Consider the following 26,898-nt stretch of genomic DNA (forward strand, 5'->3'; position numbering starts at 1 on the left):
TGCCCGGCCCCGACCTCGAGTGAGGACTACGCCCCCCGGTCTGCGGCGGGTGGCGGGTACCGGTCCAAGACGGTGCCTAGAAGAACGCGTTCGAGAAGCGGAGCAGGATCGAGGCCAGCACGCCCACGTAGAGCAGTACGATGACGGGCCAGCTCCAATCGGCGGCGAATCTCCTGATTCTGGCGCTCGAGGGGATGACTCCGTGTTGGAGGTTGCGGGAGGTGAGCAGGATGAACATCGGGATCATCCCGGCCCAGACGACCATGCAGTACAGGCACAGGATGTTGATGTCGTAGACCGCCTGGCTCCACAGCCACACGATGAAGATGAAGCCGGCCAGTACCCCGAGATTCATGCCGAGCCAGTACCAACGGGAGAAGCTCGCGCGGGCGAACAGGGCCATCGCTATGGTCAGGATGATCGGGAACGCCACCATGCCGATGAACTGGTTGGGGAAGCTGAACAGCTGCGACTGCCAGGTCTTCATCACCTCGCCGCAGGAGACCCAGGGATTCAGATCGCAACTGGTGATGTGGTTCGGGTCATTCCAGAGCATCACCCGCTCCATGACCAACATGAGCGTGCCGTAGAGGCCGATCAGCCCGGTCACCAGGAGAACCCAGGCCATGCCGATGGGCCGCGCGTACCAGCTCAACTGTCGTTCGGTCTCGGTGGTCGCAGTGGCATCTGCGTCGGCACCGATGTTCGCGGGGGAGTTCACCGTTCCATCGTAGGACCTCCCGGCGTTGTCCACAGGCGTGTGAGAGAATGAACATCGACTCGCCGGTGGCCACACCATCGGCGGAGTCCATCGGACGGCCACCGGGCCGGCGGCAGGTGACTGAGGCAGTGTGAGGAAACTGCCCGGCCAGAGTGACGCGGACCACGCGTCCCTGGCCGTGCGACAGCCGCCGCGGGCACGCGAGAGAACGCGTGAGACCGGCAGGGGCGCCGATGGTTCCGGGTACGTGCCCCGCATCCAGCGGAGACCGCGTTCACGGTTCAACCCAGACTTTTGGAGTCCGTCGACGGCGGCACCCCGAGGACCGCTGGACGGGTCGGGGGAAACGCCACCGGGAACGGACCTGGCCGCTCCGCGGACATGAGTGTGGCGTGACCGCGGTGCAGGAGGTGCTGTTCATGACAGCCAACGATCAGACTGAACAGACAGAACAGAGCGAACAGAACGAACAGTCGGGGGTCGCCGTCACGGAGTCCGCCGCTGCGTCCGAGACCTCGGCGCCGTCGGAGTCAGTGCCGTCGGAGCTGTCGGAGTCGGCGGAGCAGCCGGTGGAGGAGACGCCGGAGGAGGCCGAGGCTTCCTCCGCCGCAGCGCATGACCCGCTGGCACTGATCTTCCAGGCTCCCGATCTGTCCACCCTGCCGCCGGCCCCTCGCTCGTCGCGGAGCAGCCGCGCGGACCACTCGGACGGCACCGAGGATGAGGGCGGCGACGAGTCGCAGGACAGCCAGCCCGAGGACGCAGACCACCAGTCCGGCTCCCGCTCCTCCCGCCGGCGCCGGCGGAGCCGGGGGCGCTCCGGGGGGCAGGGGCAGGACCCCGACAACGACGACGGCTCGGACCAGTCCCAGCGCGGCTCCGGCTCCCGGGACGCCGGCGGTACGGCGGACCAGGACGGGGACTCGGGGGAGGACGGCGGCAACCGACGTCGCCGCAAGCGCCGCCGCGGGGACGTGGACATGGAGATGGAGGGCGGGGCCGGCGATGACCCGGAGAACACGGTCACCCGGGTCCGGGCACCACGCCAGTCCGGCGCCACCGGCCCTGAAGCCGTGACCTCGCTCAAGGGTTCCACGCGACTGGAGGCCAAGCGTCAGCGCCGCCGCGATTCACGCTCCGGCGGACGCCAGCGCCGCCACGTCATCACCGAGGCCGAGTTCCTCGCCCGTCGCGAGTCGGTGGACCGCAAGATGCTGGTGCGTCAGCGTGACCACCGCATCCAGATCGCCGTCATGGAGGACGGTGTCCTCGCGGAGCACTTCGTGTCCAACACCACCCAGGACTCGCTGATCGGCAACGTCTACGTGGGCAAGGTGCAGAACGTGCTGCCATCCATGGAGGCGGCCTTCGTGGACATCGGCCGCGGCCGCAACGCCGTACTGTATGCCGGCGAGGTCAACTGGGACGCCGCCAGCCTCGAGGGCAAGTCCCGCAAGATCGAGAACGCGTTGAAGTCCGGGGACTCCGTGCTGGTGCAGGTCACCAAGGATCCTGTGGGGCACAAGGGTGCCCGCCTGACCAGTCAGGTCTCCCTTCCGGGCCGTTACCTGGTCTACGTGCCGGGCGGCTCCATGACGGGCATCTCCCGCAAGCTGCCGGACGTGGAGCGGTCCCGCCTGAAGAAGATCCTCAAGGACCACCTTCCGGAGAACGCCGGCGTGATCGTCCGCACCGCAGCGGAGGGAACCTCGGAGCAGGAGCTGATGCATGACATCAACCGACTGCGGGCCCAGTGGGAGGGGATCGAGGCACAATCGACCTCCAACAAGACCCTGGCACCGGAACTGCTCTACTCGGAGCCGGATCTGACCATCAAGGTGGTTCGTGACGTCTTCAACGAGGACTTCTCCGGCATGGTCGTCCAGGGTGAGGAGGTCTGGGACAACATCGAGGCCTACGTGACCTACGTGGCCCCGGACCTGCTGCCCCGACTGGAGCAGTGGAAGGCCGAGGATCACGGCGGGGAGGACCTCTTCGCCTCGAACCGCATCGACGAGCAGCTGCAGAAGGCCCTGGACCGCAAGGTGTTCCTGCCCTCCGGCGGCTCGCTCGTGATCGACCGGACCGAGGCCATGACGGTGGTGGACGTCAACACCGGCAAGTTCACCGGCTCGGGCGGAAACCTCGAGGAGACGGTCACCAAGAACAACCTCGAGGCCGCGGAGGAGATCGTCCGCCAGCTGCGGCTGCGGGACATCGGCGGCATCATCGTCATCGACTTCATCGACATGGTGCTGGAGTCCAACCGCGATCTCGTCCTGCGGCGGATGGTCGAGTGCCTCGGCCGGGACCGCACCAAGCATCAGGTCGCCGAGGTCACCTCGCTGGGACTGGTCCAGATGACGCGCAAGCGCATGGGCACCGGCCTGGTGGAGATCTTCTCTGAAACGTGCGAGCACTGCAGTGGCCGCGGCATCATCGTCCACGACATGCCCGTGGAGCACCGCCGCGCGCATACTGCGCACGGTGAACAGCGTGCACCTTCCGGGTCCGGCAACTCGGGTGGATCGGACAGTCATGCCCACGACGGCGGCCGGAAGTCCTCCCGCAGTGAGCGTCGCCGCCGCAGCCGGGAGCGTCAGGCGGAGCGGGAGCGCCAGGAGCCGGAGGTGGGCGCAGAACAGCAGCTCACCCCCGAGGAGGAGGCAGGCCGGAAGGCACGTGCCGAGGCTGCCCGGACCGCGTTCGCCAACATGGCGGCCGCCGCGGCCAGCGCCCACGAGGAGAAGTCCGAGAAGCCCGAGCGAGGCGAACAGCCCGAGCAGAAGCCCGATCAGAAGTCGAGCAGGAAGCAGGCAGGGAGTGCCTCCGATTCCTCCGGTCACGAGGCGTCGTCCCTGACGATCGGCGGTGAGTCCGTGAAGATGCCGCGGGGGCGCCGAGGGTCCCGTCGTGCCGATTCCGCCCCGGACCTGTCCACCCTGGAGAGCGCCCTGGACGAGAAGACCCCGCGCGACCAGCGGACGCCTGACTCCGCACCGGCCGCCGCTCCGGCTGCCGCGTCCGTTCCCGACTCCGCCCCGGCAGCAGCCTCCGCCCCGGCGCCGGCTGCGCGTACAGCGCGGCCCGGGCGCCGGCGTCGTGCCGCTTCCTCGGACGGCACCTCCGGTGACATCCGTACGGCGGAGGCACCCGCTGGCGGCGATTCGGGCCAGGGCCACCGCTTCAGCGCCTCGGCCACGAATGCCACCCCGGCCAAGGTCCAGGAGCCCGGTGGGCCGGCGGCGCCGATGATGCTCGGGGTCGGGGTCAAGTCCGAGGACATCGCCCGCCCCGAGTGAGCGTGTCATTTGGCCGCGAGGGGGACCGGCAGGTAGGATAGTTACTCGGTGCTGCGCTGCCGTCGTTTTCTGTCTGCCCCTGTAGATGGGTGTTGGAAGGCCCGCCGGTACGCCTCGAACCATTGCCCCCGCTGTCCGGGACCGTCCGCTGTTGCCGGCCGGACACCGCTGGTTTGGGCAGGTGCGGGTAGCAGCAGAACAGATTTGTCAACGTCGAGAGAAGTGAGTCCCAAGTGGTGTACGCGATTGTCCGCGCTGGCGGCCGCCAGGAAAAGGTCTCCGTGGGAGACCTCGTTACCCTTGACCGCGTCGCCGCTGAGGCCGGAAGCTCCCTGGAGCTGTCCGCCGTCATGCTGGTGGACGGGGACAAGGTGACCACCGGTGCCGATGACCTGTCCAAGGTCAAGGTCACCGCCGAGGTCCTTGACCATTCCCGTGGCAAGAAGATTGTCATCCAGAAGTACAAGAACAAGACCGGCTACAAGAAGCGCCAGGGTCACCGTTCCGAGCTGACCACCGTCAAGGTCACCTCGATCGCCTGATCAGCCTCTTCAACCGACCACACATCAAAGGATTGCACCATGGCACATAAGAAGGCCGGTAGTTCCTCCAAGAACGGCCGCGATTCGAACCCGCAGTTCCTGGGCGTCAAGCGTTTCGGCGGCCAGGCCGTCAACGCCGGCGAGATCCTGGTCCGCCAGCGCGGCACCAAGTTCCACCCGGGCTCCAACGTGGGCATCGGCAAGGACGACACCCTGTTCGCCCTGTCCGCCGGTGCCGTCGAGTTCGGCAACCGCCGCGGCCGCAAGGTCGTGAACATCGTTACTGCCGCTGCTGAGTGATTCACTCGGTTGACGGTGTCGGGGGCTCAGGCTCCCGCTAGTTCATCGCTTCGGCGGGGGTGGGCCACTTACGGCCCGCCCCCGCCGTAGTCGTTAAGGCGCAGCGCATGCGCCACACTGGTAACCACCACACGGGTGGTACTGCAGAGGTTTCTAAGAGAGGCGGCCATGGCGGCATTCGTGGACCGAGTGGTCCTGCACGTGTCCGGAGGCCACGGGGGCCACGGCGTGGCGTCCGTGAAGCGGGAGAAGTTCAAGCCCCTGGGCGGGCCCGACGGCGGCAACGGCGGGGATGGCGGGGACGTCACCCTGTTGGTGGACAGCCAGACCACCACGTTGCTCTCCTTCCACCACGCCCCCCACCGTCACGCCGGCAACGGCGGACCCGGCATGGGCGACTTCCGCAATGGCGGCCTCGGCGAATCCCTGACGCTGAGCGTCCCGGACGGCACCGTGGTCAAGGATCAGGACGGCAACATCCTGGCGGACCTCGTGGGCCACGGGGCCAGCTACGTGGCGGCCCAGGGTGGGCAGGGCGGCCTCGGCAACGCCGCGCTCTCCTCGGCCAAGCGCAAGGCGCCGGGATTCGCCCTGCTCGGTATCCCCGGGGAGGAACGGGACATCGTCCTGGAGCTGAAGTCGGTGGCGGACATCGCTCTGGTGGGATTCCCCTCGGCCGGCAAGTCGTCCCTCATCGCCTCGATCTCCGCGGCGCGCCCGAAGATCGCCGACTACCCCTTCACCACGCTGGTCCCGAACCTCGGTGTGGTGCAGGCCGGGGAGACCCGTTACACGGTGGCCGACGTTCCGGGCCTGATCCCGGGTGCCTCCGAGGGCAAGGGCCTGGGCCTGGAGTTCCTGCGTCACGTGGAGCGCTGCGCGGCGTTGGTGCACGTGCTGGACTGCGGCTCTCTGGAGTCGGATCGGGATCCGCTCTCCGACTTCGCCGCGATCGAGGCGGAGCTCGCCGCCTATGCGGTGGAGCCCACCTTTGCCCAGGGCGGACAGGGAGTGGTGCCGCTGAACGAGCGTCCCCGGCTGGTGGCCCTGAACAAGACGGACCTTCCGGACGGCCAGGACATGGCGGACATGGTGCGGGAATCCCTGGAGGAGCGCGGACTGCGGGTCTTCGAGATCTCCGCGGTGTCCCACAAGGGCCTCGACCCGTTGAAGTTCGCCATGGCAGACCTGGTGCGCCAGGCCCGGGAACGGTTGCCGGAGCCGGAGCAGCCCGCCGAACCGGAGGTCGTCAGGCCACGCTCGGTCCGCTCGCGCAAGGGTGGCCGAGGGGAGTTCGAGATCCGCCGTGAGGAGCGCAACCTCAAGCCCCTGTTCCGGGTCCGGGGCTCCAAGCCCGAACGCTGGGTGGCCCAGACGGACTTCACCATCGACGAGGCGGTGGGCTACCTGGCCGACCGGCTCAATCGACTCGGCGTGGAGGACGCGCTGTTCAAGCAGGGCGCCAAGCCGGGAGACGCCGTGGTCATCGGTGCCGATGACAATGGCGTGGTCTTCGACTGGGAGCCCACCATGGCCGCCGGCGCGGAACTGCTCGGTGGCCCGCGCGGTGCGGACCTCCGCATGGAGGAGCAGCACCGTCCCACCCGTGAGGACAAGCGCCGCGACTACGAGGAGCGCAAGGCGGCACGCGCCGCCACCCAGGCTGAGCTGGAGTCCGAGCGCCGTACGGGCGTGTGGGCGGTGGACCAGGAGATCAACCGATTGTCCGGGATCGAGGACGAGAGCGACACCGACGCAGAGCCGGGACCCGGGTCCCATGGCTGAGCAGGTCCCCAACCCGGTGGCTGGCCGGGACACGCTTCATCGGGCCCGCCGCCTCGTGGTGAAGATCGGCTCGTCCTCCCTCACCACTCCCACGGGGGTCAACGGACAGGCCATCGACTCCCTGGTGGACTCCCTGGCCGCCGTCCGTGCTCGCGGCACCGAGGTCGTCCTCGTGTCCTCCGGCACCATCGCCGCGGGCATCCACCCCCTGGGGTTGGGCAAACGACCGCGGGACCTGGCCACGCAACAGGCCGCGGCCGCCGTCGGGCAGGGAAAGCTGTTGGCCCAGTACACGGCGTCCTTCGCCCGGCATGGGCTCGAGGTGGCACAGGTGCTGCTGACGGCCGAGGACCTGATCCGCCGCACCCAGTACACGAACGCCCACCGCGCGCTGAACCGGCTGCTGGCGCTGGACGTGGTGCCGATCGTCAACGAGAACGACACCGTGACCACGGCGGAGATCCGCTTCGGTGACAATGATCGGCTCTCCGCGCTGGTGGCCAACCTGCTGCGCGCAGACGCCCTGCTGTTGCTCACGGACGTGGACGCGCTCTACACGGCGCCACCCTCACGCCCCGGATCGAGCCGCATCTCCCACGTGGCGTCCAGGTCTGACCTCGACGAGGTGCTGATCGGGCGCACCGGTCCGGCCGGCGTCGGGACCGGGGGAATGGTGACCAAGGTGGAGGCGGCGGGGATCGCCGCAGGCTCCGGGATCCACGCCCTCGTCACCTCGGCCGCCAATGCGGACGCCGCACTGGCGGGTCAGGACGTGGGGACCTGGTTCCAGGCCTCCGGCCGGCGCCAGTCCGCCCGGGGCATCTGGCTCGGCCTGCTCGCCGAGGTGCACGGCCGCGTGGTGATCGACGACGGCGCCGTCACCGCCCTGGTGACGAACAGGCGCTCCCTGTTGCCTGCCGGCGTCACCGGTGTCCAGGGCCGCTTCGATGCGGGCGACCCGATCGAACTGGCCGACCCCCGCGGCACAGTGGTGGCCCGGGGATTCGTGAACTACTCCTCGACTGAGCTGCCGGGGATGCTCGGGCGCCGGACGGCCCAACTGCTGGAGGAGTTCGGTCCGGAGTACCAACGTCCTGTGGTGCACACGGATGACTGTGTGCGGCTTCCCCTCAGGTCACGGCGACCGTAGGGCCCCGCCTGCGGGATAGACTGCGCGCATGTCCACCACCGCTGAGAACACTGCCGCATCCGGCGCCACGGGGGTTGCCCCCGAGGTCCGGGACGCCATCCTGAACGTGTCCGAACGCGCCCGCAAGGCCCGCGGCGAATTGGCCACCGCGCGCCGTTCCCGCAAGGACGAGACCCTTCTGGGGATGGCGGGCGCCCTCGTGGCCAACGCCCCGGCCATCCTGACCGCCAACCGCAGGGACGTCGAGGACGGCCGGGCGAAGGGCACCTCGGAGGCCATGCTCGACCGGCTCGGCCTGGACGAAAAGCGTATCGGCGCCCTGGCCGCCGCCCTGGAGGAACTCGCGGCACTGCCGGACCCCGTGGGCAACGTGGTGCGCGGGCGGGATCTGCCCAACGGACTGCACATGACCCAGCTGCGCGTCCCCCTCGGAGTGGTGGGCGCCATCTATGAGGCCCGGCCGAACGTGACCGTGGACATCGCCGGACTGGCGCTGAAGTCCGGCAACGCCGTGATCCTGCGCGGCGGTTCGGCGGCCCGGCACACCAACACCGTGTTGATCCAGATCCTGCGCGAGCAGGCGCTGGCCCACGGTTTTGACGCGGACATCGTCCAGGGGATCGACGAGCTCGGCAGGGACGGGGCCACCGCCCTGATGTCCGAGCGGGGCTCCGTGGACGTTCTGGTGCCCCGCGGGGGACGGGAACTGATCCAGTCCGTGGTGGACCACGCCAGGGTGCCGGTGATCGAGACCGGCGAGGGCAACGTGCACCTGTACATCGATGCCTCGGCCCCCGTGGAGATGGCCGTGGACATCGCGCTGAATGCCAAGACGCAGCGGGTCTCCGTGTGCAACTCGGCCGAGACCCTGCTGATCCATGCGGGGGCAGAGGAGGCGGGCCGCGAGGTGCTGCGGGCGCTGTCCCGGGCAGGAGTGTTCCTCCACGTGGACGAGGGTGCACGGGCATGGCTGCCCGCGGCGGCCGAGGGCTCGGCCCAGGACGCCACGGACGAGGACTGGGCCACCGAGTACCTGGCGCTGGAGATGGCCGTGAAGACCGTGAACTCGCTGGACGAGGCCATGGACCACATCCGCCGCTGGTCCACCGGACACACCGAGGCGATCGTGACCAACGACCTGGCCCATGCCGACCGTTTCGTGGCGGAGATCGACTCGGCAGCCGTGATCGTCAACGCCTCCACGCGATTCACCGACGGTGGGCAGCTGGGCCTCGGCGCCGAGGTGGGCATCTCGACCCAGAAGATGCATGCGCGCGGGCCGATGGGCCTGGAGGAACTCACCACCACCAAGTGGGTCCTGCGGGGCCAGGGGCAGATCCGGCCCTGACCGGCTCGAGGCGGGGAACGTACTAGGATGGACCCCAGACATCACCGTGATACGAGGCCGGGGCGCCGGCCGCCACAAGGGAGAACCACCAGATGCAGAACCTGACCGCCGCCGTGACCGTTGCCGCCGAGGAGGCGCACGTGGTCAATGAACTCATCGCCCCGGACTGGGTCTTCGGCGTGGGATCCTTCGTCCTGCTGCTGTTGATGCTGGCCGCCACCATGTCCCTGGGCTCCGTCAGCAAGCGCCTCCCCGTCCCCGCCGCCGAGGTCGACGTGCACGGCGCAGCCGGCCGCGGCGGTCGGCGTTCCGGCCACTGATCCCCGCAACGCCGCTGCCCACTGTGACCCAACGTCGTTTCCGCCTGGGAATCATGGGCGGCACCTTCGATCCGATCCACCACGGCCACCTGGTGGCCGCCTCCGAGGTGGCCTCTGAGCTGGACCTGGACGAGGTGGTCTTCGTGCCCACCGGCCAACCGTGGCAGAAGGACTCGCAGAAGGTCTCACCCGCGGAGCACCGCTACCTCATGACCGTGGTGGCCACGGCCTCGAACCCGCGCTTCACGGTGTCCCGGGTGGACATCGACCGTCCGGGCCCCACCTACACGGCGGACACGCTGCGCGATCTGCGGACGTTGAGGCCCGAGGCGGACCTGTTCTTCATCACCGGAGCTGATGCCCTGGAGCAGATCATGACCTGGAAGGACGTGCACCGGCTGTGGGACATGGCCCAGTTCGTGGGCGTGACCCGTCCGGGCCATGAACTCGTGGAGGTCGGGCCGGAGACCGGTGTGAAGCTGATGGAGATCCCTGCCATGGCGATCTCCTCGACGGACTGCCGGGTGCGGGTGCATAGCGGCAAGCCGGTCTGGTACCTCGTGCCGGACGGCGTGGTGCAGTACATCGCCAAACACAACCTCTACCTTCCCTCCGCCCACCTCCCCGGCGGAGGCCCGAGCGGCACGGCGGAAGCCGGTCGGACCTCCGGCCGGGACATCTCGGAGTCCACCGTATGAGCCAGAACCGACCGAAGGCTCCCGGGTCACGCCTGGGCACGCCGCAGATCAAGAGCGACTCTGCCCGCCCGGAAGATCAGCCGGCCGGCGAGTCGCCCCTGCCGACGCGCCGGTCATTGCGCCAGCCTCGCCGAGTCGACAGCGAGGCGGGGGCCCCTGCCGGGGTCGTCTCGAAGGCCACGATCCTCGAGCTTCCGGCCACCAACGTCAGTCCCTCGGACGTGGGCCCCTTGACCGGCCAACTGCCGAGGGTCATCTACTCGGTCCGCGACGACGCCAAGGGTGACTACGCCATCAAGTCCCCGGAATCGGAGGGGCCGGACAAGGCGGTGGCGGATCACGGGGTCGCCGCCGGACGGCCAGACGGGGTGACGGTGGACCACGACGGCGTGCCCGTGGGCGCGGACGGCCACCCTCTGACCCGCCGGGAGTTGCGCGAGCGGCGGCGTCGTCAGGAGGCGGCCCCGTCCGGCAACCAGCCCGGCACCCGACATCAGGCGCGGCGCGCCGACGCCCAGGCCGGCTCGCCGGTCACCGCGGCGGAAGCGCCCACACGCGGCTCATTGGCCGCCGAGGGAGCAGCTCTGGCCGCCAGGATCGAGGCCTCTGGCGGGGGAGACCCTGACGCCGTGGACCCACAGTTGCTGCGCGAGCAGGAACTGCTGGCCGAACGGGCCCGGCTGCTGAACACCGGGCTCATCACCCGGGTCCCCGCGGCGCACGAAGACCACCAGGCGCCGGAACCGGACACGGCACCGGAACCGGACACGGCACCGGCCACCGCTGCGGCACCGGCCACCTCTGGGGCGGAAGGTAGCCGGACAGCGGCACCGCCCGTCTCCCAGGAGCCCGTGCAGGCCCGGTCCGCCCATGGGCTGGACTCCCTGGAGGCGTCCGCCTGGTCGTCCCGGGAGCGGAACCTGATGCTGTTGGCGGGAATCGTGATCCTCGCCCTGTTGATTGCGTTCGTTCTCGCCCTCGTGCTCTGATGAGAGCCCACCACACCACCACAACCACCACGACAACCACCACCACGACCCTTCAGCCCTGAGGTGCAAATGACCGTTCCCGAGACCACCCTGAACGCCCTGAAACTGGCCGGACAAGCCGCTGCTGACAAGCAGGCCACGGACATCGTGGCGGTGGACGTGGCCCAGCAGATGGGGCTGACGGATGCCTTCCTGCTGGCCTCCGCCGGATCCGAACGACAGGTGCTCTCGGTGGTGGATGAGATCGAGGACGCGCTGACCCAGCAACTGCGCCTGGACGTCCTGCGCCGTGAGGGCAAGGCGGGCGGCCGGTGGGTCCTCTTGGACTACGGGCACTTCGTGGTGCACGTCCAGCATGAGGAGGAGCGGGTGTTCTACGCCCTCGACCGGCTGTGGAAGGACTCACCGCTGATCGATCTGGGACTGACGGATGGGGTGGCCTCACACGAGGGCGGCTCAGCTGTGGAACCGGAGACCGGGACGCGGGACTGGACGCCGAACTCCGCCCGGGACTGAGCTGCAGGTGCGGGGCGTGGGTGGCGATCACCGTGCGCTCCGCCACAGTGTCCCGCTCGATTTGCGAGGGGCGAGAGGTGCTGTGTATATTTATGGAGTTGCTTCGGACGGAGACGGAAACCGAAAGGGTTCTGGAAGTCCGGGATGGCGACCCACTCTGGGGGTATGGCGCAGTTGGTAGCGCGTCTCCATGGCATGGAGAAGGTCAGGGGTTCGAATCCCCTTACCTCCACCAGATAGAAAGGCCCTTCTTCTTCGGAAGAAGGGCCTTTCTCATGACCCGGGCATTCGAGCCATTAGCGTGGGGTCCATGGAATCACCCATCCAGCAGTATCTCGAGGAGCTGCTCGCCGAGGTCCAGGACCTGGGCTCTGGCGCACCGTATAATGTCCATCCTGCTGGGCGCGAGCCGCGACCCGGAGATTTCGGGATCTGTCTGGCCACAGTGGACGGCCGGGTCTACTCCGTCGGTGTGGCGGACCAGGAGTTCTCCATCCAGTCGATCTCCAAGCCCTTCAGCTATGGTCTGGCCCTGGCGGACTACGGCTTCGAGGCCGTGGACGAGAAGGTGGACGTGGAGCCCTCCGGAGACCCGTTCAACCAGATCTCCCTCGCCCAGGACACAGGCCGGCCGGCGAACTCCATGGTCAATGCGGGTGCCCTGGCCGTTGCCGGGATGATCCGCGGCGGGGGCGGCAAGTCGGCGGTTCGCCGGATCGTGGACACCTATTCGCGCTCCGCGGGCCGGAAGCTGTCCAGCAGCCGGTCCGTGTTCGACGTCGAGATCCGTCAGAGCGACCGCAACCACGCCCTGACCTATCTGCTCAGCTCCGTGGGGATCATCGAGAACGATCCCACGCGGGCGCTGGAGGTTTACCTGCGGCAGTGCGCGGTACAGGTCAGCTGCCGGGACCTCGCCCTGATGGCAGCCACGCTGGCCAACGGTGGCAGCCAGCCGCTGACCGGTGAGCAGGTGTTCGAGATCGACGTCGTGGAGCGGGTGCTCTCGGTGATGATGACCTCCGGGATGTATGACGACGCCGGCGCTTGGGTCAGCAGCGTGGGCATGCCCGCGAAGTCGGGCGTGGGCGGCGGCACGCTGGCGGTCCTGCCCGGTCAGGCCGGCTTGGCCGTCTTCTCGCCGCCCCTTGATGGGCACGGCAACAGTGTGCGCGGCCTGGAGACCTGCCGCCGCCTGTCCACGGACATGGAGATGCACTTCGTGCGCTCGGCGCGCAGCGGGCGTTCGGCCGTGCAGAGCACGCGGGAGATCTCCGAGTTGCCCTCGCGGGTGCGGCGCACCGTGGAGGAGGCCGAGGTTCTGGAGCAGCACGCACACCGGGCCCGGATCGTGGAGGTGACGGGAGATCTCTTCTTCGCCGGCACGGAGTCCCTGGTGCGGGCCGTCAGCGAGTTGGACGACTCCGTCGGGTTCGTGGTCCTGGACCTCCGTCAGGTCTATGACGCAGGCCAACTCGCCCGGCAGATGATCACCGGCCTGCGCCGGCAGTTGGCCGCGGCCGGCCGGGAGCTGGTGCTCGTCACCGGGGATGACGCGCCGGCCGTGACGGCCATGGACGACGACGGCCCGTCCGGTTCTCCGGTGACGGTCTACCGCGGCCTCGGGGAGGCGGTGGAACACTGCGAGGACGCCCTGCTGGAGCGCTACGGCGACCTGCCGACGGCCACCGAGCGGGTCCCCGTCATCGACTCACCGGCGCTGGCACTGTTGCCCGAGGCCGATCGTCAACGGCTCGCGGAGCTGATGGAGCGCCGCTTCCATGAGGACGGGGACGTCATCCGCCGGGTGGGACAGCGTTTCGGCGGTGTGCACTTCATCGTGGCAGGGCGGATCAACACCATTGCCACCGATCCCGGAGGCGAGAGGGTCCGGCTGAACACCCTGGGCGCGGGGATGTCCTTCGGCGAGCTGGCCCTGGGCACCTCGGACCGTCAGGAGACCACTGAGAAGGCCGTCGGTGACGTGGAGCTGATGGTTCTGACGCCGGAGGCGATCGAGTCGCTGGAGTCGGAGGACCCGGACCTGGCGCTTCAACTGTGGCGCGCCCTGACCCGCGACGCCTATACCCTGGTGGACCGCTACCTGAGAGAGGCCGCCGTCCGGCTGACGTACTGACCCTCCGGCGGGGAACGGGGCTCCACTATAGTCAGGGGCACCGTTCGATGCGGTGAAGGCCAGAAGGCTGTGAAGGGAGAGCGGTGGAATTTCTCGAGTTCCTGGTGAACCGGGCAGACGATCTGCTCGAGATGGGGCTGGCCCATGCGCTGATCGTCGCGGCGGCGGTGCTCATCGCCACCGTGATCGGTGTGGCGCTGGGCATCCTGACGTACCGCACCGAGCGGCCCCGCGAGCTCGTGTTGGCGCTCACCGGCACGTTCCTGACCATCCCGTCCTTCGCCCTGTTCATCCTGCTGCTCGGGCCGTTGGGACTCGGCTGGCCGCCCGTACTCTTCGCTCTCGTGATGTACGGCCTGCTGCCGGTGGTCCGCAACACCATCACGGGGCTGCGCGGGGTGGATCCGGCGGTCATCGAATCCGCCCAGGGCATGGGGCTGAACCGGCGGCAGCGCCTGTTGCGGATCGAATTGCCCCTGGCCTGGCCCGTGGTCATCACGGGCGTCCGGGTGAGCACGTTGGTGCTGTTGGGCATCGCCGCCATCGGTGCGGTGGTCAACGGTCCGGGGTACGGGGAGATGATCTTCACCGGCCTGGCCCGGGTGGGCACCCCTGTGGCCGTGAACATGGTGCTGGCAGGCACCCTGGGCGTCATCGTGCTCGCCGTGCTCTTCGACCTGATCTTCTATGCCGTCCAGCGGCTCACGACCTCGAGAGGTATCCGATGACCCAGCCGATCACCGCCGCGGGGCATACCGCCTCCCAGCCCGAGGTCATGATCCGCCTCGAAGACCTCACCAAGCGGTTCCCCGGGACCCGGCGCAATGCCGTGGACGGGCTGTCCCTGGACATCCACGCCGGGGAGATCGTGGTGCTCGTGGGGCCCTCTGGCTGCGGCAAGACCACCACCATGAAGATGATCAACCGGATCATCGAGCCGACCTCCGGGCGGATCGTCCTGAACGGTGAGGACGTCACCACCACGAATGCGGACCACCTGCGCCGTCGGATCGGCTACGTCATCCAGCAGACCGGCCTGTTTCCCCATCTGACCATCGGCGAGAACGTCTCGACGGTGCCGAAGCTGCTGGGCTGGGACGCGGCGCGGACCCGGAGCCGGGTGGACGAGCTGCTGCGCATGGTCAACATGGACCCGGAGGAGTACCGGGATCGCTTCCCCAAGCAGCTCTCCGGCGGCCAGCAGCAACGTGTGGGCGTGGCCCGCGCCCTGGGCGGTGACCCCCAGGTGATGCTCATGGACGAGCCCTTCGGGGCGATCGACCCGATCACCCGCGAACGCCTCCAGAACGAGTTCCTCCGGCTGCAGTCCGAGGTTCGCAAGACCATCGTGTTCGTCACCCATGACATCGATGAGGCCATCAAGATGGGGGACCGGATCGCCATCCTGCAGGAGGGGTCCGCGATCGCCCAGTACGACACCCCGGAGCGGATCCTGACGGCCCCGGCCAACGACTTCGTGCGGGACTTCATCGGTGGCGGGGCCTCGCTCAAGCGCCTGAGCCTGACCCGTGTCCGGGACATCGAGCTGGCTCCGTGGTCCACCGTGTCTGCCGCGGACTCCGTGGAGCAGGTCCACCGGGTGCTGCGGGAGTCGGACCACGGTGCGGTGCTCTCCCTGGACACGGAGGGTCGCCCGGCTCGGTGGATCGGCGCGGACGACCTGCGCCGGGGCACCGGCTCCACCCTGGAGGGGCTGGGCACGGTTCCGCAGGCCGTGGTCCAGACGCGCGCCACCCTGAGCGATGCCCTCAACGAACTGATCTCCGCGCGCTACGCCGTCACGGTGGTGGTGGATGAGGACGGCCGCTACCAGGGGGTGGTGGACATCGACCAGATCAACGAGTCCATCCGCTCGATGCGCGCCTCGGCGGTGGCGGAGGCCCGTACGAGCTTCACGGAGGAGGAGGCGCGGTCATGAGCATAGGAGCCGACGCGGGCCCCCGGGCGGGGGCGAACGAGGTGCGAGACGCCGACGTGGTGACCCAGACCCCGCCCACCGTCCGCCGCCGCGGATGGCCGGGCTACCTGACCATGCCGCTCATCCTGGTGGCGGTGCTCGTGGCGCTCTACGTCTATGTCAGCGGCCAGGAGCTCGACACCATCGAGGCGAGATCCCTGAACGCCGGTTCGCTGCTCAATGCGACGGGCGAGCATGTGGCCCTCGCCGCCGTCTCCACGGCCATCACGCTCGTCATCGCCGTGCCGTTGGGTATCCTGCTCACCCGGCCCTTCGCCCGCCGCATCCGCCCCTACCTCATCACCCTGTTGACGCTCGGACAGGCGGTGCCGACGATCTCCGTGCTGGTGCTGCTGGCCGTGATGTTCCTGTTCCTGGGCTTCAACGCCGCAATCGTGGGCCTGGTGCTGTACGCGATCATCCCAGTGCTGCTGAACACCATGGTCGGCCTGGAACAGGTGGACGAGAACGTGCTCGAGGCCGGCCGCGGCATGGGGCTGTCCAAGATGCAGGTGCTGCGCCGCCTGGAGCTGCCGCTGGCCGTGCCCGTCGTCCTGGCCGGCGTTCGCACCGCGCTGGTGATCAACGTGGGAACAGCCACCCTGGCGGCCTACATCAACGGGGGCGGACTGGGGGAGATCATCATGGCCGGCCTCACCACGAACCGCGTGCTGGTCCAGGTGGTGGGCGCCGTCCTGACCTCTGTGCTGGCCCTGCTCATCGACTATCTCGCCGGTCTGGCCGAGGACCTGCTGAGGCCCAAGGGCCTGCGCACCGAACATGCCTGATCACTGACCGCACCGCACCGAAAGAGGACTGTCATGAGAAACCAGAAGAGCACCAAGACCCTGCTCGGGGGCATCGGGCTGGCAGCCGTGGCCGCCTTGACGCTCACCGCCTGCGGCGGCGGTGACGGTGGTGGGGACGGTCCCAACGCCGGCCTGCTCGAGGGCGCAGAGCTCACTGCCGGCTCCAAGGAGTTCACGGAGTCCGTGGTCCTGAGCCAGATCACGTCCCTGGCCCTCGAGGACGCCGGGGCCAGCATCGAGGACCAGACGGGTATCTCCGGCAGCGCCACGGTGCGTGAGGCCCTGGAGACGGACGAGATCGACTTCTACTGGGACTACACCGGCACCGGCTGGGTCAACATCCTCGGCAACACGACCGAGGAGGTACCGGAGGACCTGTTCGCTTCCGTCTCCGAGGCCGACGCCGAGAACGGTATCGCGTGGTTGGACCCGGCCCCGTTCGAGAACACCTATCGAATTGCGGTCAAGCAGGACTTCGCGGAGGAGAACGGGCTCCAGACCCAGTCTGACGCCGCCGCGTTCATCAATGAGAACCCGGACCAGGCCCGCGTGTGCGCTGCGAGTGAGTTCATCAACCGGGACGACGGCCTGCCGGGCCTGGAGGATGCCTACGGCTTCGAGTTCTCCGAGGTCCTCGAGCTCGAGCTGAACCTGATCTACACCCAGGTGGGTGACTCCTGCGAGTTCGGCGAGGTCTTCTCCACGGACGCGCGGATCGCCTCGAACGACATGCTGGTCCTCGAGGATGACGAGGAGTTCTTCGTGGAGTACCAGGGCGCCATGACCCTGCGACAGGAGACGCTGGACGAGTACCCGGAGATCGAGGAGATCATGGCGCCCATCTCGGAGCAGCTCACCAACGAGACCATGATGGAGCTCAACGGCAAGGTGGACACGGACGGCGAGAACCCGCGGGACGTGGCCGAGGAGTGGCTCCAGGACCAGGGCCTCATCGGTTGATGCCGGCGCGCGCGAGCGTGCACCGGTGGGAGACGCGGCGGCCGGTTCGGGCGGGGCTCAGGCCTCGGCGAACCGGCCGACGGTCTCCTGGGCGTTGACACCGGGCAGTGCCGCGGTGAACAGGCGCAGGTAGGCCAGCTCCTCCCTGGTGCGCACCGGCGGGGTCAGCGTCCCCGCCTCGGCTGACAGCTCGCCCTTGCTGACGGTCTGGCCGAAGTGCTCGGTCAACACGTCGTTCATCCCGGTCCCCTCGCCGAACTGCTCCTTGCGCCGCCACAGGACCTGGTCCGGCAACCATCCGTCGAAGGCCTTCCGCAGGAGCCACTTGGCAGGACGGTTCCGGCCCACCAGTTTCCACTCCGGAGGCAGGGCCATGGCCAGTTCCACCATGTCCAGGTCGAGGAACGGCAGGCGGGGCTCCAGGCCGAGGGCACCGGCCACGCGGTCCACCCGCTGCAATCCACCGATGTGCATGGCCTGCAGGGTCTCGAGCAGCTCGGCGTGCAGCTCGGCCCCGTCCTGATGCCGTCCGTAGTGGCTGTATCCGGCGAAGAGCTCATCGGCGCCCTCGCCCACCAGGACGATCTTGGCGTGCAGGGAGGCCAGTCGCGAGACGAAGTAGTTCGGGACGGCGGAGTGGACCAACTTGGGGTCGAAGGACTCGAGCCCGGCGACCACGCGCGGCACGGCGTCGATGGCATCACCGGCCGTGTAGACGAGCTCGTGGTGGTCCGTGTTGCAGTGCTGGGCCACGAGCTGTGCGGCGGCGAGATCACCGCTGTCCTCCAACCCCACGGCGAAGGTCTTCAGGACGCGTCCGTCCTCCTGGAGGCGCCGGGCGGCGATCGCCGTGATGATGCTCGAGTCCACCCCACCGGAGAGCAGCACGCCGGGGGAGTGGCGGCTTGCCAGGCTGCGGTCGACGGCCCGGATCAGCGTCTCCCGGAGGGCGTCGAAGACCCACGCGGGCGGCTCGTCGTCCTCGGCCCGGCTCTGGAGCAGCACCGGGGTGGTGCCGGGGAAGCGGCGGATGGGGGTCAGACCACCGTCCGGGGTCCAGCAATGACCGGGCGGGAAGGGACGCGCCTCAGGTCGCTGGTCCTCATCGAAGGCCTTGAGCTCAGACGCGAAGACCACCGTGCCGCCGTCGTGCACCCAGTACAGGGGCGCCAGGCCCAGGACGTCCCGGGCCGCTACGAACCTGCCGTCGCCGGAGGCCACCACCAGGGCGAAGGGCCCCCACAGGTGCTCGAAGGCCTGAGCGCCGAACTCCTCCACGAGGACCAGAGCGGCCTCCAGATCGGAATCGGAGTGGAACCGGCCAGCGCCGAACCGCTCCCGGATTCGCCGGTGATTGTGGAGCATGCCGTCACCCACCACCCAGAGTTCCCGGGCTCGGCCGCCGGACAGCGGCTGATCACCGGAGACCGGGTCCACGATGGACAGGTACCTGCTGCCCAACCACGAGGGGCCGAGCTCCCGGGTTCCGGAGCCGTCCGGGCCCCGATGGGCGAGCCGGTCCAGCATCCGCTGGCCCCTGCCGGGATCGAAGGGACCGTGGGCTGCGACGATGCCTGACATGGACAACCACCTCTGTGACGAGAATCGTGAAGTCCACTCCACCTTAGTCCTGCTCCAGCACCACCAGCCGATGGGTGGACCGGGTCATCGCCACGTATCGGTCCACGGCTCCGGTGACGCCTGCACCGAACCTGCCGGGGTTCACCAGCACCACCAGGTCGAACTCGAGTCCCTTGGCCAGGACCGGGCTGATAGACCTGACCCGGTCACGTGCCTCGACCGGGGACTCGTACTCCGGTGCCCCCATCACCGCGGCGGTCCCCTCGCCCGTCGGGTTCTCGTCCATCCAGGCGCGCACCACCCCGTCCAGCTCGTCAACCGTGCCGTGGTGGACCGGCACCCCGGCGTCTCGGACGGACGTCGGCACGTTGGCATCCGGCAGCACCTGCCGGATCACGGGGGCGGCCTCGGCCATGACCTCCCGCGGAGTGCGGTAGTTCACGCTCAGGGCGGACAGGTCCACGTGGTGGTGCCCCACGCGATCCAGCCGCTCGCCCCAGGTCTCCGTGAATCCGTGCCGGGCCTGGGCACGGTCGCCCACGATTGTGAAACTCCCAGAGGGGCACCGAGCCAGGAGCATCTGCCATTCGGCGTCGGTGAGTTCCTGGGCCTCGTCCACCACGATGTGGCCGAACGGACCGGCCAGCGGGTCCCGCACCTCGGGGATCGTCGTGCCCTGCTCCACGAGCCGCTCCCGGATGTCCGCGGTCCGTAGGGATGTCATCTCCATCAGATCCGAGTCGTCGGCGGCCACCAGCTCATCGATGACACGGTCCATCACCGCGGCCTGGTCCGCCTGGGCCCTCTCGCGCCGGCGCCGCCGTTGCCCTGCTCGGGGATCGCCGATCCTCCGCCGGGCCGCGTCGAGGATCGGCAGGTCCGCTGCCGTCCAGGCCTGGGGCTCGGTCCGTTGTACGGCGCGGACCTCATCCTCAGTCCAGGTGGGAGCACAGTGCCGCAGATAGGCGGGCACCGTGAACAGGTCGCCCACGATCTGGTCCGCCTGCAGCAGTGGCCAGGCACGGGCGAAGGCCTCCCGCAGTCCTTCGTTCGCCTCGAGTGCAGCCCGCACCGCCTCCGCTCCGGGGGCCTCGTCCATCCCGTGCTGCTCGAGGAGGATCTCCAGCAGGACGGCCCAGACCTCCTCCCGCGCCTCGTTGTGGGGCGTGGACGGATCGCGGCCAGAGAAGGCCTCGGCCCAGTCTTCGGCGGACAACCACACCTCGTCCCACGGGGTCGTCACCAGCAGACCCTCCCGCGGTGCCTCCTCGTACAGTCCCACGGCCGGTTCCACGGCATCCACGAGATCCCGCCGGGCCTTGAGTGCGGCCACCGCCCCATCCGGCTCCGCGGGCACGGTGCCGCCCTCTGGGACCAGCCCCAGCACCGTGGTGGTGAGCACCCCGTCCTCGCCGAGTGAGGGCAGCACGTCCGCCACATAGGCCAGGTACGGCTCATGGGGGCCCACGAACAGGATGCCGCCACTGCCCCGTCGGAGCGACTCTTCGGCGTAGAGCAGGTGGGCCGTGCGGTGCAGGGCCACCACCGTCTTACCGGTACCCGGGCCGCCGTCGACCACCAGGGCACCGCGCGATCCAGCGCGGATGATGGCGTCCTGGTCTGCCTGGATGGTTCCGAGCACGTCCCGCATCCGGGACGTGCGGTGGGTACCCAGACTGGCGATGAAGGCGGACTGATCGTCCAGGGCGGCACCCCGCCCGGCATCCGCCAGCCCCTCCGGGGTGAAGACCTCGTCCCAGTAGTCAGTGACGGAACCTCGCGTCCAGCGGTACCTACGGCGGCTGACCAGGCCGTTCGGATGAGCGTGGGTGGCGCTGAAGAACGGCTTGGCAGCTGGCGAGCGCCAGTCCACGAGCAGTCGCCGGCCCGAGCCATCGGACAGGCCCATCCGGCCGAGGTACACCGTCTGGCCCGTTGTGGTCACCATGCGGCCCAGGGTCAGGTCCACGCCGAACCGTTCCAGCAGTCTCAGGCGGGAGGACAGTCGGCGGATGTTGGCATCGCGCTCGAGCGCGTACTCGCCGGTGCCCCGCGGCTGGCGGCGCAGCGCGGCCAGCCGCTGGGAGTCCTCGGCCAGCCTCTCCCGCAGGGTGGCGGCGAGGTCGGAGAAGTGCGCCTCGTCATCGGCGATCAGGCGCGGGAGGGCCTTGGCCGCAATGCGGTCAGGGAGGGAGAACACTGAGGTGTGGACAGGTGGTGCTGTGGGCTTCACGGGGGCGGTTCCTTCGACGAGACCCGCTGATTCTGGCAGGGTAGGGGGGCCTTGCGGCAAGGCCCCCGGTGGGGCATAGTCTGAAAGTGCGGAGGGGATATGCGTCGACTCGACCTTCATGGGATGTGTTCTGAGACCGCCCTCCAGTTCCCGGCGGTGACGGTGCAGAACCCCTTTGGCCCGGACATCGATGTCTACAAGGTCAAAGACCGCATGTTCATGTTCCTGGCCGAGCTGGACGGCGTCCCCATCGTGAACCTCAAGGCGGAACCCGAGGACTCAGGTGCCCTGCGTCAGGCCTACCCGGAGATCACGCCCGGCTATCACATGAACAAGAGGCACTGGATCACCGTGGTGGGTGGTGAGAACATCACCGGCACGCTCCTCGGCGAGCTCGTGCTCGATTCCTACCGCCTCGTGGTGGAGAAGTTGCCACGGCATGTCCGTCCGGTGGACCCCGAGGCCTTCGGCTCTGAGGCGGTTCCAGGCCACTGTGCGCGCGGGGACGGTGCGGCCGGGCCGGTATAGCCTGAGCACTACGGAGTCAGTGCGGCGCCGCAGAACGGATGCAGACCATGCGAAGACCGAATGACTCTGTCCTGGGTGTGCTGGGCACGTCCCGCAAGACCGACGAGCACCGTGTCGCCATCCACCCGGACCATCTGGAGCGCATCGACCCCTCCCTGCGTAGCAGGATGGTCCTGGAAGGGGGCTACGGCGATCGATTCGGCTACCCGGACGATGACCTTCGTCGGCTGGTGGGCGGGGTCACCGACCGGGCCGGGGTCATTGCCGCCGCGGACACTGTACTGCTGGCCAAGCCGCAGGCCGCAGACCTGGAACAGCTCCGAGAGGGGCAGACGCTCTGGGGGTGGCAGCACTGCGTGCAGGACCGAGCCTTGACCCAACAGGCCATTGACAGGCGTTTGACGCTGATTGCCTTCGAAGCCATGAACCACTGGGCCGGTGATGGCGGCTTCTCCCTACACGTCTTCCACCAGAACAACGAACTGGCCGGGTATTGCTCGGTCATCCATGCCCTCTCGCTCACCGGTGTCACGGGCGACTACGGACGCCGGCTGAGCGCCGTGGTGATCGGTTTCGGCGCCACCGCCCGCGGGGCCGTCACCGCGCTGAAGGCCCACGGAATCTCCGACGTCCGGGTGCTGACGAATCGCAAGGTCGCCTCTGTTGCCTCGCCCATCCATTCCGCGCACATGATCCAGTTCGATCACGACGGCGGCCCCTACCTCAGTGAAGTCATCACCGAAGACCGCGGGCGGGTCCCACTGGCGCCCTTCCTGGCCGAGGGCGACATCGTGGTGAACTGCACCCTGCAGGATCCCAACGCCCCCCTCCTGTACCTGCGCAGCGGGGATCTGGAGGCATTCCGCCCGGGCAGCCTCATCGTGGACGTCTCCTGTGACGAGGGCATGGCCTTCGAGTGGGCACGCCCCACCAGCTTCGCCGACCCCATGTTCACGGTGGGCCGGAACATCAACCACTACTCGGTGGACCACAGTCCCTCGTATCTGTGGAACTCGGCCAGCTGGGAGATCAGTGACGCGCTCCTGCCGTTCCTGAGCACCGTCATGACCGGACCCAAGGGCTGGGACACCAGTGAGACCATCTACCGGGCCATCGAAGTTCGCGAAGGCGTCATCCAGAACCCAGCGATCCTGGCGTTCCAGGGCCGCGCGGTGGAGTATCCCCATCCGGGTTCCTGATCGGCCTGGTCTGATCCGCTGTGCGGCCCCAGGCCAGCAGACCGGCGCCGGACGCCACCGTCAGGCCCGCCACCACCAACCCGGCCAGGCCATCCCAGCCGATGTTCCCCGGGGTCCCGAGGAACACCGTGCCCAGCGCCACGGCCGCAGCGGGGTTGACCACGCTGATCCCTCCCAACACGGCCGCTGGCGTCGCGCTCCTCGCGAGTGACCTGAGCAGCCAGAAGCCGGCCACCGCGGCCACCGCCAGGGACAACAACAGTGCGCCGTGCGCCGGGGACGTCCGTCCCAAGGTGCCGATCAGCGTGTAGCTCGCCACATGGATGCTCGTCGCCACCGTGCACCAGAGAAGACCCGTCGCGATGACCCGAGACGTGGTTCCGGCCCGGGCCAACGCCAGGACGGCATTGAGGAAGGCCAGGATCAGCAGCAGCCCCGCCAACCTGGTCAGATCCGTCTCCTGAGCGGGAAGGGGCTGTACCAGCGCCAACGGTCCCAGCAACAACGAGCCGACGTTGAGGACACCGAGGGCCAGCACGCCAAGGGAGGAGTCGGCGGGATGGGTTGAAGGGGTGGGCAGGGCCGGGGCGGGCTGCATGGTGACCACGGTAGGAGCCGGTGCCGCGCCGGGCATCACCCGAGGGGATGATTCTGCGTGGTCCTCTGGTGTCGGTGCACGGCTCGGGACTCTCGTCGCCCGCGGCTACACGTGCAGACGTTTGGAGAGCTCGTGTTTGACAGCAGCCCCGCGATCCAGCTGGATGAGGGCCAGGGCGACGAGGGCCAGAGCCCCGCAGATCGCGGACGGCACGGGATGGGTCACGCCACCGAGCAGGAGGAAGACGAGCGGCGCCAGGCCCAGCAGGGCGGTCAGCCCGCTGTAGAGGATGTGCTCGCCCACTTCGATGCGCATGACGCGGACCGTGATCAGCAGGGCGACGATGGAGGAGGCGCAGAGGATGGGCACGGCGTAGGTCAGGGACCACCCGGGCCACCCGCCGAGATAGTCCCAGTACACGCAGACCAGGCCGACCAGGAGGACGAGGTAGGCCGTGCTCTTGGCGATGTTGCGCCGCTGACGCACGGCCATCAGCACCACCAACCACATGGCGCTGACCCCCAGCCAGACGGATCGCAGGACTCCCAGACCGTCCACATCCTGCCCGAAGAGCAACTGTGCGGTGAACGAGCCCAGAACCAGGGCGAGCGAGACCAGGGTCAGGACCTTGAGCACCCGCCGCCGGGAGAAGGCCAGCGGGATGACCGCCAGGGGGCTCCGGGCCGGGCCGCCTGCATCCGGTGGCGTGACCGGCGCCGAACACAGCGGGCACCGCGTCCAGCCGCCCTCGATCCTGACGGCACACTGCTCACAGCGGCTCACGGGGCGGCCTCTGCGTGCTCTACCTCCGCGAGCTCGGCCTCGGTGACCCGCACCGCCGCGACGCCCACGTCCACGCCGTGGCCGCTGAGCGCCCGGGCGAACTCCCGGATGTGGCCGGTCTCCGTGTAGGGGGAGGAGAAGCTCACGGTCAGCAGCCCGGCGTGGGAGACCACACAGAACTGGGGCCGGGCCGCCGAGACATGCAGGAACATCCTGCTGACGTGGGTCTCGGCGGGCTCGGGCAGGCTCACGCGGCCCATATTGGAGATCGCCACGGTCAGGCTGCGGTTGTTGACGCGGTTCACCAGCCCCAGGGCCACATCCTTCAGCGGACGGGGCAGTACCCGGAGTACGGGCGTCCGCTCGAAGCGGATGAACCGCCGCAGCTTCGCCTCCAGGGCTTCGGGCGTGGCCTTCGGACGGAACTGTGCCTCCAATGACCGGGCGATCTCTCCGACGCCGTCCGCGCCCCGCCCATAGGTGTGCTCCACGCGCACGGTGGCGAAGAAGTTCCGCGCCGAGGTGGAGGGGAAGAACTGGCGCAGGTTCACCGGAACGGATGCCGCCATGGTCCGGTGTCTGCCCATCCCGCCGGAGGACCGGTGGATGGAGTCGAAGAACAACGCCGTCAGGTACATGGTCAGGGACACCCCCTCCGCGCGGGCCAGCGCCAGCACATCCTGCGCCGGCAGCGTGAGTTCGACGGCCCGAGTGCGGTGGTCCGGGGTGCGCGTGCCACGGACGTGGTAGACGCGCGGCTGGCGCTGACCCCCTCGTCCTGGCTGTGGCGCCGGGGCCGATGCCGTGGCCCCATGCTGACTGCCCCGGCCCGCGTCCGGCGGCGGGCTGCCGGCCACTGTGCTCTGCCCGGCATCCACCACCGTGAGCGCCGCCGGTGCGGCGTCCCGGCGGAAGTACTCCGCGAAGCTGTCACCCGTCAGTTCCCGCGCCGGATCGGAGCCCACCGGTTCGCGGTCCACGGTGGTGGCATCAGCGCCGCCGGGGCCCCCGGGCCGCGCCTTCCCGGCCTGCGGGGGCTGGTCCTCCGGATACCGCAGCCGGTGGTAGGCCGTCACCAGATCGGAGAGGAACCACAGGGCACCGGTGCCGTCGGAGAGGGCATGGAACACCTCCAGATTGATGCGCCTGAGGTGGTGCGTGACGCGGAACAGCAGGTTGCGCCGGTCCGCCCGGTAGATCGGCGCGCACGTGTGCAGCTCCTCGCCGGTGATCCGGGGCCGGAGATCGGAGTCCTGCAGGTAGTACCAGAACACCCCGCGGCGCAACACCGCGTGGTAGAGCGGGTACTGCTCGTAGGTCTCGTCCAGGGCCAGCTGCAGAAGCTCCGGATCCACCTCGTGGTCCGTCTCGGCGCTGAGTCGGAAGACCTTGGGGTCCGCATCGGTACGGGCCGCCAGGAAGATGTTGGAGGCATTGTCCAGTCGGACCCAGGTCCGCCCCGTCATGCCGGCTCCTGCTGGCTGGGCACCTCGTCCAGGAAGTCGTTGATGACCTCGTATGCCTCCCGGAGGGAGCGGGAGAACCGGGGCAGGGCGATGAACCCGTGCAACGCACCGTCCACCCGGTGGATGCGCACCTCGTTGCCGGCCGCGCGCAGGGCACGCCCGTACTCCTCGCCCTCGTCACAGAGCAGGTCGAGCTCGGCGGTGATGACGAGGCTGGCCGGCTGCCCGGACAGGTCCGTGGCCATCAGCGGGGCCACGAGGGGATTCCGGCGCTGGGAGGGGTCGGGCACATAGAGGTCGAGGTAGTCCTGGACCTCCGTGTTGGTGAGCCGGTAGGCCTCGCCGTGGTGGCGGACCGAGGCGAACGGCGAGGTCTTCGGGTCATGGTCCCAGTGGGTCACCGGGTACAGCAGGACCTGCCGGTCGGCCGTGCGCAGGCCCTCGTCACGGAGCATGAGGGAGACCGCCGCAGCCAGGTTCGCCCCGGCCGAATCGCCGACCAGGACCACCTTCTCCGCCGACTCGATGCCCGCACGGTGCGGCTCCTCCAGCAGGATCCGAGTGACGTTGTAACAGTCCTGGAGACCTGCCGGAAACGGATACTCCGGTGCCAGACGATAGTCCACGGAGGCCACCACGCATCCGGTGAGCTCGGCCATCGTGGCGCTCGCCGGGGTGTAGCTCTCGATGTCGCCGGTGACCCACCCGCCGCCGTGGAAGAACAGCAGCACGTCGTCCCGCCGCTTCCGGTTGGGCTGGAAGACCCGCACCGGAACCGCCCGGCCAGCGACCTCCGCCACCGTCTGCCGGTAGGCGGTCCTGTACCGCGGTCCGGTCAACGCGGCCAGGCGCTGCTGCACCCTCCGAACCTTCCCATAGTCCTCCCGCATATTGATCCGCGGCGCGGCGAACAGGCCCAGTACCGCCCGGGACAGCCGGTTCACGGGAGGGGCAG

Annotated in this window: 24 protein-coding genes and 1 tRNA gene; 18 read left to right on the top strand and 7 right to left on the bottom strand. The window is 68.9% G+C overall.

Annotation, left to right across the window (positions count from 1 at the left end):
- Positions 1 to 76 precede the first annotated feature (76 nt).
- Positions 77 to 721 carry a vitamin K epoxide reductase family protein gene (locus tag IMT31_RS00395; RefSeq protein WP_413543394.1) on the bottom strand — a complete coding sequence of 215 codons (645 nt, stop codon included), beginning with the start codon at positions 719 to 721 and terminating at the stop codon, positions 77 to 79.
- A 419-nt stretch (positions 722 to 1,140) separates the two neighbouring features.
- Here IMT31_RS00395 and IMT31_RS00400 point away from each other — a divergent pair, with 419 nt between their 5' ends.
- From IMT31_RS00400 to IMT31_RS00475, 16 genes are all read left to right on the top strand, one after another.
- The gene (locus tag IMT31_RS00400) at positions 1,141 to 4,023 is read left to right on the top strand and encodes an Rne/Rng family ribonuclease (protein ID WP_413543395.1); all 2,883 of its coding nucleotides are present in this window, start codon (positions 1,141 to 1,143) and stop codon (positions 4,021 to 4,023) included.
- Positions 4,024 to 4,256: 233 nt separating this feature from the next.
- Complete coding sequence (rplU, locus tag IMT31_RS00405; RefSeq protein WP_345361831.1) at positions 4,257 to 4,565, top strand: 50S ribosomal protein L21; 309 nt, start codon at positions 4,257 to 4,259, stop codon at positions 4,563 to 4,565.
- A gap of 39 nt (positions 4,566 to 4,604) precedes the next feature.
- Positions 4,605 to 4,865, top strand: a complete 261-nt coding sequence (rpmA, locus tag IMT31_RS00410) for a 50S ribosomal protein L27 (RefSeq protein WP_345361828.1) — start codon at positions 4,605 to 4,607, stop codon at positions 4,863 to 4,865.
- 168 nt (positions 4,866 to 5,033) lie between these two features.
- Complete coding sequence (gene obgE, locus IMT31_RS00415; protein WP_345361825.1) at positions 5,034 to 6,650, top strand: GTPase ObgE; 1,617 nt, start codon at positions 5,034 to 5,036, stop codon at positions 6,648 to 6,650.
- Positions 6,643 to 7,800: a glutamate 5-kinase gene (proB, locus tag IMT31_RS00420; RefSeq protein WP_345361822.1), complete on the top strand. Its 1,158-nt coding sequence runs from the start codon at positions 6,643 to 6,645 to the stop codon at positions 7,798 to 7,800. The genes obgE and proB overlap by 8 nt, the downstream gene beginning before the upstream one ends.
- 28 nt (positions 7,801 to 7,828) lie before the next feature.
- A complete protein-coding gene (locus IMT31_RS00425; RefSeq protein ID WP_413543396.1) occupies positions 7,829 to 9,148 on the top strand; it encodes a glutamate-5-semialdehyde dehydrogenase in 1,320 nt (439 codons plus the stop codon).
- Positions 9,149 to 9,240: 92 nt separating this feature from the next.
- Positions 9,241 to 9,468, top strand: a complete 228-nt coding sequence (locus IMT31_RS00430; RefSeq protein ID WP_413543397.1) for a hypothetical protein — start codon at positions 9,241 to 9,243, stop codon at positions 9,466 to 9,468.
- A 53-nt stretch (positions 9,469 to 9,521) separates the two neighbouring features.
- A complete protein-coding gene (nadD, locus tag IMT31_RS00435) occupies positions 9,522 to 10,166 on the top strand; it encodes a nicotinate-nucleotide adenylyltransferase (protein WP_413543398.1) in 645 nt (214 codons plus the stop codon).
- On the top strand, positions 10,163 to 11,155 hold the full coding sequence (locus tag IMT31_RS00440) for a hypothetical protein (RefSeq protein ID WP_413543399.1): 993 nt from the start codon (positions 10,163 to 10,165) through the stop codon (positions 11,153 to 11,155). Before nadD ends, IMT31_RS00440 begins: the two co-directional genes overlap by 4 nt.
- A gap of 69 nt (positions 11,156 to 11,224) precedes the next feature.
- The gene (gene rsfS / locus IMT31_RS00445; protein ID WP_413543400.1) at positions 11,225 to 11,671 is read left to right on the top strand and encodes a ribosome silencing factor; all 447 of its coding nucleotides are present in this window, start codon (positions 11,225 to 11,227) and stop codon (positions 11,669 to 11,671) included.
- A gap of 159 nt (positions 11,672 to 11,830) precedes the next feature.
- Positions 11,831 to 11,906 (top strand) — tRNA-Ala (locus IMT31_RS00450).
- Between the two features lie 75 nt (positions 11,907 to 11,981).
- Positions 11,982 to 13,808, top strand: a complete 1,827-nt coding sequence (glsA, locus tag IMT31_RS00455; protein WP_413543401.1) for a glutaminase A — start codon at positions 11,982 to 11,984, stop codon at positions 13,806 to 13,808.
- Between the two features lie 83 nt (positions 13,809 to 13,891).
- Positions 13,892 to 14,536: an ABC transporter permease gene (locus IMT31_RS00460; RefSeq protein WP_413543402.1), complete on the top strand. Its 645-nt coding sequence runs from the start codon at positions 13,892 to 13,894 to the stop codon at positions 14,534 to 14,536.
- On the top strand, positions 14,533 to 15,747 hold the full coding sequence (locus IMT31_RS00465; RefSeq protein WP_413543403.1) for a betaine/proline/choline family ABC transporter ATP-binding protein: 1,215 nt from the start codon (positions 14,533 to 14,535) through the stop codon (positions 15,745 to 15,747). The genes IMT31_RS00460 and IMT31_RS00465 overlap by 4 nt, the downstream gene beginning before the upstream one ends.
- The gene (locus tag IMT31_RS00470; protein ID WP_413543404.1) at positions 15,744 to 16,574 is read left to right on the top strand and encodes an ABC transporter permease; all 831 of its coding nucleotides are present in this window, start codon (positions 15,744 to 15,746) and stop codon (positions 16,572 to 16,574) included. Before IMT31_RS00465 ends, IMT31_RS00470 begins: the two co-directional genes overlap by 4 nt.
- 33 nt (positions 16,575 to 16,607) lie before the next feature.
- Entirely contained in the window at positions 16,608 to 17,555 is a 948-nt protein-coding gene (locus IMT31_RS00475; RefSeq protein WP_413543405.1) for a glycine betaine ABC transporter substrate-binding protein, read from the top strand.
- Between the two features lie 57 nt (positions 17,556 to 17,612).
- Here IMT31_RS00475 and IMT31_RS00480 read toward each other — a convergent pair whose 3' ends face one another.
- On the bottom strand, positions 17,613 to 19,136 hold the full coding sequence (locus tag IMT31_RS00480; RefSeq protein ID WP_413543406.1) for an asparagine synthase-related protein: 1,524 nt from the start codon (positions 19,134 to 19,136) through the stop codon (positions 17,613 to 17,615).
- Between the two features lie 43 nt (positions 19,137 to 19,179).
- A complete protein-coding gene (gene helR, locus IMT31_RS00485) occupies positions 19,180 to 21,369 on the bottom strand; it encodes an RNA polymerase recycling motor ATPase HelR (RefSeq protein WP_413543407.1) in 2,190 nt (729 codons plus the stop codon).
- Between the two features lie 123 nt (positions 21,370 to 21,492).
- On the opposite strand from helR, the gene IMT31_RS00490 reads away from it, so the two are divergent.
- On the top strand, positions 21,493 to 21,897 hold the full coding sequence (locus tag IMT31_RS00490; RefSeq protein WP_345361783.1) for an MmcQ/YjbR family DNA-binding protein: 405 nt from the start codon (positions 21,493 to 21,495) through the stop codon (positions 21,895 to 21,897).
- Between the two features lie 47 nt (positions 21,898 to 21,944).
- Positions 21,945 to 23,096 carry a N(5)-(carboxyethyl)ornithine synthase gene (locus tag IMT31_RS00495; RefSeq protein WP_413543408.1) on the top strand — a complete coding sequence of 384 codons (1,152 nt, stop codon included), beginning with the start codon at positions 21,945 to 21,947 and terminating at the stop codon, positions 23,094 to 23,096.
- Here the strand turns inward: IMT31_RS00495 and IMT31_RS00500 are convergent.
- The 4 genes from IMT31_RS00500 to IMT31_RS00515 all read right to left on the bottom strand — a co-directional run bounded on the left by IMT31_RS00500 (position 23,029) and on the right by IMT31_RS00515 (position 26,887).
- On the bottom strand, positions 23,029 to 23,694 hold the full coding sequence (locus IMT31_RS00500) for a hypothetical protein (protein WP_413543409.1): 666 nt from the start codon (positions 23,692 to 23,694) through the stop codon (positions 23,029 to 23,031). The genes IMT31_RS00495 and IMT31_RS00500 overlap by 68 nt on opposite strands.
- 105 nt (positions 23,695 to 23,799) lie before the next feature.
- Positions 23,800 to 24,477 (bottom strand): DUF6320 domain-containing protein, encoded by a 678-nt coding sequence (locus IMT31_RS00505; RefSeq protein ID WP_413543410.1) that lies wholly within the window; start codon positions 24,475 to 24,477, stop codon positions 23,800 to 23,802.
- Entirely contained in the window at positions 24,474 to 25,943 is a 1,470-nt protein-coding gene (locus IMT31_RS00510) for an alcohol acetyltransferase (protein WP_413543411.1), read from the bottom strand. The genes IMT31_RS00505 and IMT31_RS00510 overlap by 4 nt, the downstream gene beginning before the upstream one ends.
- Positions 25,940 to 26,887: an alpha/beta hydrolase gene (locus tag IMT31_RS00515; protein WP_413543412.1), complete on the bottom strand. Its 948-nt coding sequence runs from the start codon at positions 26,885 to 26,887 to the stop codon at positions 25,940 to 25,942. Before IMT31_RS00515 ends, IMT31_RS00510 begins: the two co-directional genes overlap by 4 nt.
- Between the last annotated feature and the right edge of the window lie 11 nt (positions 26,888 to 26,898).

Source organism: Citricoccus nitrophenolicus, from assembly GCF_047305825.1.
GTDB classification, from domain to species: domain Bacteria; phylum Actinomycetota; class Actinomycetes; order Actinomycetales; family Micrococcaceae; genus Citricoccus; species Citricoccus nitrophenolicus.